This window comes from Vibrio sp. R11-SG3-ISO3-SZ, assembly GCF_059834345.1.
The window spans coordinates 1-13,002 of sequence record NZ_JCBDGX010000095.1 but is presented as its reverse complement, the minus strand read 5'-3'; the positions used below and the strand labels follow the sequence as shown (position 1 = coordinate 13,002).

Annotated in this window: 9 protein-coding genes; 4 read left to right on the top strand and 5 right to left on the bottom strand. The window is 49.3% G+C overall.

Going from position 1 to position 13,002, the window contains the following annotated elements; genetic code table 11:
* Nucleotides 1–102: 102 nt before the first annotated feature.
* From AC6R1O_RS12510 to AC6R1O_RS12495, 4 genes are all read right to left on the bottom strand, one after another.
* On the bottom strand, nt 103–1,245 hold the full coding sequence (locus AC6R1O_RS12510) for an ABC transporter substrate-binding protein (RefSeq protein WP_500632481.1): 1,143 nt from the start codon (nt 1,243–1,245) through the stop codon (nt 103–105).
* Nucleotides 1,246–1,464: 219 nt separating this feature from the next.
* A complete protein-coding gene (locus AC6R1O_RS12505; protein ID WP_500626877.1) occupies nt 1,465–2,016 on the bottom strand; it encodes a hypothetical protein in 552 nt (183 codons plus the stop codon).
* A gap of 188 nt (nt 2,017–2,204) precedes the next feature.
* Nucleotides 2,205–2,702, bottom strand: a complete 498-nt coding sequence (locus tag AC6R1O_RS12500) for a response regulator (protein WP_500632480.1) — start codon at nt 2,700–2,702, stop codon at nt 2,205–2,207.
* Nucleotides 2,699–4,672 carry an ATP-binding protein gene (locus AC6R1O_RS12495; RefSeq protein ID WP_500632479.1) on the bottom strand — a complete coding sequence of 658 codons (1,974 nt, stop codon included), beginning with the start codon at nt 4,670–4,672 and terminating at the stop codon, nt 2,699–2,701. The genes AC6R1O_RS12500 and AC6R1O_RS12495 overlap by 4 nt, the downstream gene beginning before the upstream one ends.
* Before the next feature lie 173 nt (nt 4,673–4,845).
* Here AC6R1O_RS12495 and AC6R1O_RS12490 point away from each other — a divergent pair, with 173 nt between their 5' ends.
* Together AC6R1O_RS12490 and serC are read left to right on the top strand one after the other, a co-directional pair.
* Nucleotides 4,846–6,114 (top strand): DUF945 family protein, encoded by a 1,269-nt coding sequence (locus tag AC6R1O_RS12490; protein WP_500632478.1) that lies wholly within the window; start codon nt 4,846–4,848, stop codon nt 6,112–6,114.
* A gap of 119 nt (nt 6,115–6,233) precedes the next feature.
* Nucleotides 6,234–7,316 (top strand): 3-phosphoserine/phosphohydroxythreonine transaminase, encoded by a 1,083-nt coding sequence (gene serC, locus AC6R1O_RS12485; RefSeq protein WP_500632477.1) that lies wholly within the window; start codon nt 6,234–6,236, stop codon nt 7,314–7,316.
* A 74-nt stretch (nt 7,317–7,390) separates the two neighbouring features.
* Here serC and AC6R1O_RS12480 read toward each other — a convergent pair whose 3' ends face one another.
* A complete protein-coding gene (locus AC6R1O_RS12480; protein ID WP_500632476.1) occupies nt 7,391–9,658 on the bottom strand; it encodes a YgiQ family radical SAM protein in 2,268 nt (755 codons plus the stop codon).
* Between the two features lie 170 nt (nt 9,659–9,828).
* Here AC6R1O_RS12480 and AC6R1O_RS12475 point away from each other — a divergent pair, with 170 nt between their 5' ends.
* A complete protein-coding gene (locus tag AC6R1O_RS12475; RefSeq protein ID WP_500632475.1) occupies nt 9,829–12,294 on the top strand; it encodes an EAL domain-containing protein in 2,466 nt (821 codons plus the stop codon).
* 34 nt (nt 12,295–12,328) lie between these two features.
* A partial coding sequence (locus AC6R1O_RS12470) for an HI_1241 family integral membrane domain (protein ID WP_500657132.1) occupies nt 12,329–13,002 on the top strand: 674 nt, incomplete at its 3' end.

Genomic DNA, 13,002 nt, shown 5'->3' with positions numbered 1-13,002 from the left:
GAGCATCACACCCAATATGCCGGGCATAATGGGCATGATGCAGATCAGTAAAACAATGAAATACGTCGCTCTAAACATCTGGCTCTCGTATTGGTTTGCTGGCTACTGGCCGTAGCGTTTCTGCCACTCGACTTCGAGTGCGGATTGCCAACTTGGGTGCGGCTCCGCCACAGATTTAAACAGCGTTGTATTTTTCGCGCTGCCCTGTAACACCTCATTCTTAAGCACTGACGGATCGCCCCACACATTCAAATCTCCTTTGCGTGATTGCGCTTCTGGGCTGAGTAAGAAGTTAATCGCCACCTTGGCGCCCTCGGGCGCATTGGCGTTCCAAGGAATCGCTAAGAAGTGAATGTTAGACAAGGCGCCGCTCTCCATCGCATAGGCCGCCGTGGTTGGGGCCAGCTTTCCGCTTGCTTGAGCGGAAAAAACCGCATTGGGATTAAAGGTAATCGCCAAGTCTAACTGTCCGTCGTCGAGCAATTGCAAAGTCTCTGCGGTACCTGATGGAAATTGCTTCCCTTGACGCCACGCAACCGTATGAAACTCATCGAGATATTGCCAAAGTGATGCCGTCACTGCATCAAACTGGGCCTCAGACACGGGCTTGGCGAGCGATGGATCATTGTTAGTCAGTTCAATCAACAGCGCTTTTAAAAAACTTGTGCCGTGAAATTCGGGTGGGCGAGGGTAGCTGACACGATTAGGGTAGGCCTTAGCGTAGCTTAGCAGTTCATTAAAAGAGGCGGGCGGATTATTCAGTGTGGTGGTGTCATGGATAAACACCAGCTGTCCTACCCCCCAAGGTGCTTCAAGGCCAAGTGTTGGCTCTGAAAAATCACTGTCAACGGGCAGTGATTTATCGACATACTGCCAATTGGGCAGCGATTCAACAAATGGACCATAAAGCAGAGCGTTGTTTTTCATCGATTTAAAGTTTTCACCGTTGATCCACACCATATCAACGCTGCCCCCGCTGTTTTTGTCTGCCGCTTTTTCAGCAATCAGGCGAGTCGTGGTCTCGGCAATGTCCGTCACTTTGACGTGTTTCAGAGTCACGCCGTATTGACGCTCTAGTTCAGAACTTGCCCAGCGCAAGTAGTTGTTGATCTCCTGGCTGCCACCCCAAGCATGAAAATAGACAGTTTGCCCTTTGGCTTTTTCAACTACCTGATTCCAGTTGTCGGCCGCTAGGCTACTAAACGCCACAAGAAGCGAGGTGAAGAGTGTGATAAACCTTGTCATGAGTATCCTTTCTGATGAACGTATTGAATGGTTGCGATAAACAAGTAGACCGGAGCCGCATTGCGATTCATTCATTATGAACGAAAAAAAACAAAAGTTTTACGGGCGAAAGAGAAATGTGGGTTAAATCAAGGCGCTGCGTTGGAAATAAAACTTGCGGACAATAAAAAGCAGCGCTTTGAGCGCTGCTTATCAATACACGTTGATGAGCGTGATGTGTTAGAACTTGAAACGCGTGGTAAACATCAATTGGTCGCCGTAGAAGTCGTTGATTCGAGCTTCTGCACCGAGAGAGAACAATTCGGTGGAGTGGAAACGTGCGTAGACAGAGCCTAACCATTGGTCTTTATCGTCGAGCGATAAGTAACCGCCGCCACCGCCGACTTCAAGTTGTGGCCCAAGCCACTGACGAACGCCTAAGTTAAGCTGCATGCCTGTTTCAGTGCTCTTGTTGTTGCGACCATTGAAATCCACCATACGGAAGAGCATCGAACCGGTCAGATCCGCCCAGTTGTTGATCGGTGCGTGAAAGCCAAGACCGACCGCTGAGTCGTAATCGCCTTCAAACTCTGAGTCAATGCGAGCAATAAAGTGTGCGTTAGGGTGGATGGACTTGCTCACGCCACCGCCGAAGGTCACTGGGCTTGCGCCGATACGAGCTTCGAAGTAGTCGTAACTAAAGTTACTCATAACCGCTGGGCTGTTTGGGTCCTCAGCAAATGATTGGCCAGATGCAAGCACTAGCGCCGCTGCTAAAATTGTTTTACGCATAATGGACGATAAACCTTTATCTTGTTAATTTCCTTGGTCTTTAGCGAGAGTGTCGCTATGACGATGTGTCAACATAATAATGCATCATAGCGAATGCCACTACACTAAATGTCATTGTTTTGTCGATATATCTAGCATTTAGCAAGTGATATGCCAAGATTTAGCCAGTGAATGGCTAACGTGGTCGTTTATTCACCCAAGTCCAAACGGTTTTTCGCTATCGCGGCAAAGATGGCTTCTGTATCGAGCGTCGATGCCCAGTGGAGCGGATTGGGCTCATTGTCGATTACAAATTGGGTGAGTTGCTCTTTGATCACGCTTCGCAACTCCTCTCCGCGCCAGGGCTTCGCGATGTAAAAGTCGAGGCTCGAGTGATTAATCGCTTCCACGGTATCTTCTAGCCCCGCTTGTCCGGTGAGAAGTAATTTTCGCGTCGACTTTGTCTCTTCTTGCTCATTCAATTCAATCAGGAACTGGATGCCCGTCTGCTCTGGCATAATGTGATCGCAGAGAATCAGCGCCAAACGGGTACCTTCTTTAGCCGCCGACTGAATGATCTGTTTGGCTTCTGAGACCGACTCTGCCGCCTCGAGTACAAACGTCTCTTCAAAGCAATCCAAATCTTGCACTACGCTATCGAGGACTTCTCGCTCGTCATCCACGCACAAAATGAGATAGTTGTTCATACATGAGTCCTTGTTGTGTGAGACATGGGGTTGACTGGCAGCCAAACCGACATCTTAGTATAGGGGGCCAGCTCTGGGTGATGGTGGCACTCCTCTTCGGTGAGTGAGACCACGTCTATCCTGCCCCCGTGTTGCAGGACAATTTGCTGACAGACCGATAAGCCAATACCTAGGCCAAAATTGCCTTCTTTTTTGGTGGTGAAATTGAGAGTAAAAATTTTATCCAGTTGCGCTTTGGGAATACCACATCCGTTGTCTTTAAACGCCACTTCTAGCCAGTTGTCGTCATGAAGGGTGGTGGAGATCTCCAACACACCTTTGGCAGGAAAGACATCAATCGCGTTGGAGATAAGATTGGTCCACACTTGTTGCAGCGCGATAGGCTGACAGGAAATGAGAGGGATGTCGCCATAGTGCTTTTCAACATGATGGAATTTTAATTTGTTTTCAAAGATCACTAAGGTGTCTTCCAACCCTTCGTGTATGTCACTCAAATGAAAAGATTCATCATCGGGTCTCGCGTAACCTTTCAGGCTCTTGACCATATCTGCAATACGCTGCGCGCAGACATGGATTGAGCGCAGGGTAGCCCCCGTCAATTGATAGGCTTCGAGATCGGTGAGTTGGCTTAGGGTCTGCTGCGGGTGACGTTTTGCGCGCGTTAACCACTCTTCATCCTCATTAAGCCCTAGCTTGACCAACTTTTTTGCCACGCGGCGATCAGAGACGCGCTTTTCAGCGGCGGCGGCGAGCTCGCGCTCTTGTGAGGTGGATCGGGGCCGTGCAGTCAGGGCATGAGTGAGAATCTCGCTCCCCAATGCTTGTATCGGCTCGTCCCCTTGATGGGCGATCAACTGATGGATTTTGTCAGTGATGGTATCTGTGCCGCGCAGTATTGCGGCAATCGGGTTATTGAGCTCATGGGCAACCCCTGCAACAAGTTGTCCCAACATGGCCATTTTTTCTCTTTCGATCAGTTGTTGGTGGGCCAGTTCCAGCGACTCCAGGGTTTTTTGCAACTCAAGTTTGGTGGTAATGCTGCGTTGCAAACGGCGATTGAAATGGCGCAGTAGTAAATTGGTAAATAGTGGCAGCAGCGCAGTATTGGAGTGCATGACTTTGGCGAAGACGTCACGATCGAGTTTGATGACTTCTGTTTTCGTCAAAGTTATGGCGGTCGAGAATGACGCTTCGCCGGTGACAAAGGACATCCCGCCCACGATGCTGCCTTGGCTGTGTCGGACGACTTCACGCTGAATGCCGAGATCATCTTTTTTGTACAGTGCCACTTGGCCTTCGGTGATGAACCACAGAAAGCGGTTTTCCTCGCCTTCTTTGGTTAACAGATGGTCGGCGGAGTAGGTACGACATGCGTTGGTATCATCTTGGTCAGCAAAAAATTCGCGCAGAGCACCGGTCACTTGTTCTGCTAATTGTTGGTCGGTCAGCGTGTGGTGATCGCTGATAAAGCCCTCGCGATAGCTTCGCATCTTCTGATCGATGTGGGCGCGAAGTAGGCGGTGTTGGTCGAGAACTTGGCTATAGCTGAGCAGATTGTCGCGATCGTTTTCGAGCACGAATGTGGTCAGTTCTTTCAATGCGGTACGCTCGACCACATTATCTTGCAAAGGCTTGGTTAAGCAGTGGTCAAGGCGGCCATCATTGACTGCGGATAAAATGGCTTGAATATCCTGCCCACAACTGACGAGCACTTTTCTTGCTAAGCGTGTTTGAGGGGACTTATCAAGGTGAATCAAGAAGCTGGCGCCATCAAACTGCTCATGGTGACTGGCGATCACTAACGCCATCTCCTGTTGTCTCTCGATGCAGAACTCGAGAATCGAGTGGGCGTCCTCGATGGTATCGGCAGTGTAAATGTCGAATTTAGGCGCAAAGGTCGCAAGTTCACGTCGCAGGATTTCAACGCTCACAGGGTTGTTGTCAAGGCACAATAATGCGTAATGATTCACGGCGTTTTCATTTTTTGGAAACCAACACATGATCCACTGTAACAAGCCTTACCAAACCATGTTGAGAGCTGAGTAATAGAATCTTTGCCAAAATCGAGAGAAAGACAATACTCTGATTTATCTCAATGTTTTTTGGTGTAGACTTGGGACAAATCTCCTTATCGGACACGTACATGCATCAGCTTAAAAAGATTGGCGCCATCGGTGGTGCCATTTCTCTCGCCCTTTGTTGGCCATTGGCCGTGGGGCAAATTGGTCAAAATGTTATTCAAGATGGCATTCGTCACCTAAACAGCGCGGCCATCAGTGCCGACGTCGTCAGTTACGATAGAGGCTACCTTTCCTCAAAGGTGACCACCCGCTATGTGATTCACGATCAAGAGCTCGCAGCCCAAATGGCTCAAGATGGCTTACCCAGCGAGTTTATCGTTCACAGTGATTTGACTCATGGCTTGGTGAGCCTTGACGCCGATTCGGTCATCGAAGGGCTAGAAGCCATTCCATTGACGCTGCACACCTCAACCCAACTCAACGGCAATACTCGTTATACCGTATCTATGGACAGTTGGAATTATGTCGCGCAAGGGGCCGATAATGCGGTGTTGTCGATGTCGCCATCGACGCTGAGCGGTCAGATCACTGTGCTAGGTGAAGTGAGCTACGAGCTGGATATGCCCGCTGCGGATATCGACTTTAACCACGGCGAGTCGCTGCATATTGTGGGTTTAAAAGGCAGTGGAAGTGGTAAGAAACAGGGCAGCTTTTGGTTAGGTGAGCAGACCCTATCTGTCGATGAAGTGACGTTGACGGATCCGGCTCAAGCGGTGTGGCTTGGCCTCAAGCAAGGTCAATACCGCGTCACCAGCTCTATGGACGAAGTGAATCAAACCGTCAGCAGTCAGCATGTTGTTCGTCTTAACGATGTTATCGGTCAAGAGGGCGAAGTGAAAAGTGTTGGTTTCGATCTGACTTTTGGTGGTTTAGATATGGAATCGTTCGACCATTTAGTGAATATCTATCAAAACAACCCTGTTCTCAGTGAAAATGAGATTGAGCAAGCAATTTCCCAAGTTGAGACCCTGTTTACCAAGGGGTTTTATCTCACTATGAACAAATTGGATGTCGATTTGGGTGACGGCGCAGTGTTCGATTCTACTTGGACTGTGGCAGTACCAGAAGGTACCTCTGGCATCTCACAAAACCCTATGATGGTAATCCCAGCGTTGACGGGCGAGATTAATACCTTTTTCTCCAACCAACTTGTTGAACAGTATCCGTTTATTAAGCAGGGTGTTGATGAAGCGATTGTGATGGAGTTTATCTCACAAACCCAGCAAGGCTACCAAATCCAAGCCACCCTCGAGCAGGGGAATTTGGTGTTTAACAATGGCCAGAAAATACCCTTGATGACTTTGTTTCTCTCTGCAATGATGCAGCCATAGTTAGGAAAACAAACCACTAAGCAAGAAAAGAGGTCGTAACACCTCTTTTCTTGCTTTTTATCTCGCAGAAAACGTGTTATTAATCCTAGCAATCTCTCAGAATGATCAAGGAATGTGAAATGGACAACGTATATAACTTCAGTGCAGGTCCAGCGGCGCTACCTAAAGCCGTGATGGAAAAAGCGCAAGCAGAATTTGTTAACTGGAACGCGCTTGGCACTTCGGTTATGGAGATCAGCCATCGCAGTAAAGAGTTTATTCAAGTCGCTGAGGAAGCTGAGCAGGATTTACGTGATCTGCTTAATATCCCAGACAACTACAAAGTCCTTTTCTGCCAGGGTGGCGCGCGCGCTCAGTTCGCTGCTGTACCGCTTAACTTGCTCGGTAATGCGCGAAAAGCCACCTACATCGATGCCGGTTACTGGGCACAAAGTGCGATAGAAGAAGCGCAGAAGTACTGTGATGTTGATGCATTCTCTGCAAAAACAGAGAAAGACGGCAAACTTGCTGTTGTCGCCGCGAGCGAGTGGCGTATCGATGCAGACAGTGCTTATGTCCATTTTTGTCCTAACGAAACCATCGATGGTATCGAGATCAGCGAACTGCCCGTGACTGACAAGCCGATTGTGGCGGACATGTCCTCCAACATTTTGTCACGTGAGATTGATGTGTCGAAATATGGGGTGATTTACGCAGGCGCGCAGAAGAACATTGGCCCAGCCGGTATCTGTATCGCGATTGTACGTGATGACTTACTGGAGCTTGCCAGTGAGGTGCTGCCAAGCTTTTTAAACTACAAAATTTTGGCGGAAAAAGAGTCGATGTTTAATACACCGCCGACGTTTGCTTGGTACCTCTCTGGGTTGGTGTTTAAGTGGTTGAAAGAGCAAGGGGGCGTGGCGGCTATGGAGAAAATCAACCAACAAAAAGCCGCGACACTCTACAACTACATTGACCAGTCAGATTTTTACATCAACAACGTGCATTCCGACAACCGTTCACGCATGAACGTGCCTTTCCAACTGAAAAAGCCGGAGTTGGACAGTCTGTTCCTAGAGCAAGCGAAAGCCCGCGGTTTGGTCGCACTCAAAGGTCACCGCGCGGTCGGAGGGATGCGTGCATCGATCTACAACGCGATGTCGCTCGAGGGTGTACAAGCCTTGGTGGACTTTATGGCTGAGTTTGAAAAAGCCAACGCATAACGGTATTTCTACCGCGTTGCTTAAAATAGAGATTAAAAAAAGGGGCGTTTGCCCCTTTTTTTGATCATCATTTATTAGCGGTGTTTGGGTTTTCGCTTGCCTTGGCCATTGGATCGGCCTTGCTCTGCAATCACATGATCGCGTGAGGCTTTACCCGCTGGCGCTTTGCCTTTCTTATTTCCGCTGTTTTTACTCGCTTTACCTTTTTCACTGCCATGCATTTTTTCAAAGCCAGGCTGAGATTTCGTGTGCTTAGTAGCAAAGCGATTGGAGCCGTGACGTCCGGACTTTCTGCGTTGTGCAGGCGTCTGGGCGGAAATGTCTTCAGCCGGAACGAGACAACTCGGCTTGTCACCGATCAGGTGCTTTTTACCCATGCTGATCAGCGCTTCACGAATCAGTGGCCAGTTTTGCGGATCGTGATAGCGCAGCAGAGCTTTGTGCAAACGACGCTGGCGCTCTCCTTTCGCAACGGGCACCACTTCACGCTGCTTATATTTAACGCGCTTGAGTGGATTCGTCTCTGAGTAGTACATTGAGGTCGCATTACACATCGGTGATGGGTAGAAGTTCTGCACTTGATCGCACTCAAAGTCATTCTTTTTCAGCCAAAGGGCGAGATTGAGCATGTCTTCATCTTCTGTGCCAGGGTGGGCGGAGATGAAGTAGGGAATCAGATATTGCTTCTTGCCTGCTTCTGCACTGTATTTTTCGAACATCTCTTTGAAACGGTCGTAGGCACCCATGCCCGGCTTCATCATCAGATCAAGCGGACCTTTCTCGGTATGCTCTGGTGCAATTTTCAGGTAGCCGCCCACGTGGTGCGTAACCAACTCCTTAACGTACTCTGGGGATTCAATCGCCAAGTCATAACGCACACCAGAGGCGATCATCACCTTGTTGATCCCCTCGACTTTGCGCGCCGCGCGGTAAAGGTCGATGGTGTGCTTATGGTCAGTATTGAGTTTATTACAGATGCCAGGGAAGACGCACGATGGACGACGACAGTTGATTTCCGCTTTCGGATCGCTACAGCCGAGGCGATACATGTTAGCCGTAGGGCCGCCCAAATCAGAAATAGTTCCGGTAAAGCCAGGCACTTTGTCTCGAATTTCTTCCAACTCATTCAAAATAGACTCTTGAGAGCGGTTTTGAATGATGCGGCCTTCGTGCTCGGTAATGGAGCAGAATGAACAGCCGCCAAAACAGCCACGCATGATGTTGACTGACGTCTTGATCATGTCATAGGCAGGAATTTTTGCTTTGCCGTACATCGGATGAGGCACGCGTGCATAAGGCAGACCAAACACGTAGTCCATCTCTTCTGTGGTCAGAGGAATTGGCGCTTGGTTGACCCATAGCTCTCGGTCACCGTGTTTTTGAATCAGAGCGCGTCCTGAGTACGGGTTTGTCTCAAGGTGCATGATGCGACTGGCGTGCGCGTAAAGTATGCGGTCATTGTTGAGCTTTTCAAAATGAGGCAGGCGTACTGCGGTGGTTTTCGCATCGTGGCGCGAAGGGCGAATCGTGATCGGTTGTGGCTTTGTCTCTTCTTGTTTCGCTTTGGTGTCGCACTGCTCTTCCACCACGTAAGGGTTTGGCGGAATAAACGCCTCTTTACGGGGCTTCTCAATACGTGATGAGTCGATGATGGTGTAACCTTCTGGCTCGGCCGCCAAGTTCACCGCGGTACCACGAATATTGGTCATATCCGCGATCGCTTCGCCGTCGGCTAAACGGTGTGCGACTTCAACCAGTGCGCGTTCTGCGTTACCAAACAGCAAAATATCGGCTTTGGCATCAAACAAAATGGAGCGACGCACTTTATCTGACCAGTAGTCGTAGTGCGCAAGGCGACGTAAGCTGGCTTCAATACCCCCCAGTACGATAGGCACACCTTTGTAGGCTTCACGACAGCGCTGCGAGTAGACCAGTGTGGCACGATCTGGGCGCTTGCCCCCTTCGTTGTTTGGGGTATAGGCGTCATCATGGCGTAATTTGCGATCCGCTGTGTAACGGTTGATCATCGAGTCCATGTTGCCAGCGGTGATGCCGAAAAAAAGGTTAGGTTTGCCAAGCGCCATAAAGGCGTCTTTGGTTTGCCATTCTGGCTGAGCAATAATCCCGACACGAAACCCTTGGGCTTCCAAAAGACGCCCGATGATGGCCATACCAAAACTGGGATGATCTACATAGGCATCGCCTGTGACGATGATGATGTCACAGCTATCCCAACCTAAAGCATCCATTTCCTTGCGACTGGTCGGAAGGAATGGCGCGGTGCCAAAACACTCGGCCCAGTACTTTTTGTGTTGGTGAATCGGGGTAATATCGTTGAACATATTTTGCTCTCTGTGCCAGGGAGCGCGAATTATAGCGGCTTGTCATTCATCTATCTACCTCAACATAGCCCTCATTTTTTTACGTATAAACACGGCAGGTTAACGGATAATTTCGTGCATCCAGTCTAAAATTAACCTCATCAACATAAACCACACAGGTGTTTACGAGCATGGAAGAGAATTTTCAAGTGCATGCGCTTGAAACCACAGCAGAGCCTTCTAATCACCCCAAGTACAGCACGTTTGATTGGCGTTTGGACCTTAACAACCAGACCTTTAGTTGCGATCCCGATGCGATGCAGCTGTTATTTGGCCAGAATGTGGCGAGCGTTTCGGCGAAGCAGTTATTCAAGCTGCTTCCTACGTTACACCGTAAGCGCTGTCAGAGTGTGTTCAAGTCGGTGCTGAAAACCGGTGAGATGGACAGGTTCCATTGTTGTTTGCTGATCCCTCATGCCGTGTTCGCTTACGTTGAGTTTGACGTCAACAGAGAAGCGACCAACGTGCTTTCAGGCTGCTTTTCTCCACGTCTGGTGATCGGTTCCCGCTCGGACGCCAGGGACCTGTTCTGCTCTGCATTTGAAAACGAGACGCGCGGTGTGGTCATCACCGACGCGCAAACTCGCATTTTGGCGTGTAATCGTCGCTTCGAACAAAATACTGGCTATTTACTCAATGAAATTGTGGGTTTGAAAACCAGTATTTTTAATGCCGACAAGTTGAGTGACGAATTTTATGAAGCGATGTGGGCGAGTGTAAATCGTTGTGGGGCGTGGAGCGGACCGATCATCACCTTGAAAGCGGATGGCTCCACCGTGCCACAAGAGCTCTCAATTACGGCGATTGAGCGATCCAGTGGCGAGCGTATCTATATTGGTGTTACGTCTGATCTCTCCAAGCAGCTCGATAAAATTGATGGCTTGGAAACCGATGGTATTGATCTACTGACCTTATTACCCTCTCGAGACAGTTTCATTGCCGAACTGGAGCAACAATGTGAGCAAGCGCCGGATGCGTTGAATGCGGTGATGTTGGTATTGCAGCCAAAGTTTCCTGCCGACAAAGCGCACCAAGTCAAAAAGCAATTTGCCAGTTATTTGATTGAGAGCACCAAAGTGGCAAGCTGCGGCTATTTGGGTAATGGTCGTTTTGCGGTGTGTTTGTCGATAGCGGAATCCACCGCCGAAGAGCGAATTCGAGAAGTACGCAAAGCGGTGAAGAACTTTTTTCACCTTTTCAAGCGTGCCCAAGGAGAGATTGCCTTGGCATTGCGTGACGGATTAACCGGGGTATCGGTACTGGGGGTCGATGCGAATAACCCTTCGCGTTTGATTTCCCATGCGACTCAGGCGTTACTGGAGCTGAACCAGAGTGAAGGCAAACGTATTGCGTTTTTCGACCGAGAGATGCATCAAGCACAAGAGCGCAAGAAAGCGTTGGAGGAGTTCGCGATCAAGTGCGTGAAAGGTGGTCTGGTGGATGTCCACTTCCAGCCTTTGGTGGATATTAAATCGGGTCAGATTGATAAGTTTGAAGCGCTGTGCCGTTTTCCAATCAATGATCAATTGAACACTAATACGCAAGAGATGGTGAGTGTCATTGAAGACCTTGATTTGATCGTTGAGCTCGATGATATGATTTGCCATCGAGCAATGTCGATGCTGCCCGAATTACAAAAGCGCTTTGGCGCTCAAGTGGGCTTGTCTGTTAACCGCTCCCTCAACTCAAAACACGATATTGGTGAAGTCTTGGGCCGTACGGTGCAGATGGTGGACAGATTGAAAATTGACCCTGATCGATTAACCATCGAGTTTACCGAAAGCGCCTATTTTGAGAGTGACAGCTATCAAGAATCGATGTTGTCGGCGATACGAGAGGCAGGTGTGCTCATCGCTGTGGATGATTTTGGCACAGGTAGTGCGTCATTTGAGTATCTCAATCGCAGCTATTTTGATGTGTTGAAGATTGATCGGGTGTTTGTGAGTGGTATCAGTGAAACCAGCCGTAAGTACCATTTAGTGGCTTCCATCACTAAGCTAGCACAAAAGCTTGGCCTCAGGGTCGTGGCAGAGGGGGTGGAAACGGAACAAGAGTACCAGGTGATTGCCAGTCTCGGCGTCAATTATGTTCAAGGTTACTACTTTTCAAAGCCGATGAGCCTCGATGACCTTAGATTGGTTGAGGACTACTGCCAATTGCCCGATGCGCCACGTTCAAGCAGCGGTGAGCCATCATTAGCGGATTTGGTATCGCCCAACGTCAGCCACCTTAGCCCTACGGTGGCGCTGTCACTGATTTATCAGAAATTTCAGGACAAAACGATACAAGCCTTACCTGTGATCGATGAAGGGGAATGTCTGGGTGTGATCGAGCGCGCTTCGATGAATTTACACCTGACGCCTACCATGGGCACCGATTTAGAAAGCAGCAAAGAGCGCAACATGTGGCTGAAAACCGCGAACCGTATTATGTCGCCGCCTGCGGCGATCATCTATTGGCAAACCCCGCTCGATAGTATGGCGGCACTGTTGGAGCAGTACCCGCACTTTCCCTGGGTGTTGGTCGACAAGGATGGCACGTTCAAAGGCATTGTCGAGCAGCGCACTGTATTGAAGCATCTCACCAGTCTGTTATGATTCGCGCCTTGTTCATTCAATTATCTGACAGATTATGATTCCTGATTTGCTTGCCTCTTTCGCACCGATGTTGCTCGGCGCGCAATTGATCTTAACCCTTATTCTCGTTAAAGGGGACATCTGCCCGGGCCAGCGTGGGCGTATTCATAAGGTATTACCCGCGATCGCGATTTTGTGGTTAGCGGTCGCCTCCTTACGTATTGAAGCCATGATGGTGGTGTTCGCTATCGGCTATTTCTATTCTCAGGTTCAAACTAAGAAAACACGAGTGCAAGGACCGTTATGGGTGATGTACTTGGCGAATGGTTTAGCGCTGGCTTACGTTGGAATCATGATCACTGAACAATCGAGCTTTGCCTCTGGATTGAGTGTTTTGGTTCAGATTGTGTTGCTAGGCGGATTGTTTGCCCATTTGCTGTTGACGGTGGCAAAAACGAGATTGCAAGCGTTTCATCGAATTTTACCTGTCGCGGGGGTGGCTTCTGCGATGATGATGAGCATTGCTGTGCTGCTTAAAGCGTCGGCATTGGACGAGCAGACACTCACCATGGCAACGCAGCCGTTGATGGTCAGTTTTGCGCTGCTTATCAGTGCTGTGGTGGTCTGGAGCTGGCATATGTTGCTCAGTAAAAGCATCACTAAGCCGCAGTTGGCGGTTGCACTGGTGATGCTGCTGGGTGCGGTGACGGTTAACCAGGGCTTATTCGT

Bases quoted from the DNA above. Each gene is read 5' to 3' on its own strand.
- AC6R1O_RS12510 (WP_500632481.1), bottom strand. From the start codon at position 1,245: ATGACAAGGTTTATCACACTCTTCACCTCGCTTCTTGTGGCGTTTAGT.
- AC6R1O_RS12475 (WP_500632475.1), top strand. From the start codon at position 9,829: ATGGAAGAGAATTTTCAAGTGCATGCGCTTGAAACCACAGCAGAGCCT.
- AC6R1O_RS12490 (WP_500632478.1), top strand. From the start codon at position 4,846: ATGCATCAGCTTAAAAAGATTGGCGCCATCGGTGGTGCCATTTCTCTC.
- AC6R1O_RS12500 (WP_500632480.1), bottom strand. From the start codon at position 2,702: ATGAACAACTATCTCATTTTGTGCGTGGATGACGAGCGAGAAGTCCTC.
- AC6R1O_RS12480 (WP_500632476.1), bottom strand. From the start codon at position 9,658: ATGTTCAACGATATTACCCCGATTCACCAACACAAAAAGTACTGGGCC.
- AC6R1O_RS12505 (WP_500626877.1), bottom strand. From the start codon at position 2,016: ATGCGTAAAACAATTTTAGCAGCGGCGCTAGTGCTTGCATCTGGCCAA.
- serC (WP_500632477.1), top strand. From the start codon at position 6,234: ATGGACAACGTATATAACTTCAGTGCAGGTCCAGCGGCGCTACCTAAA.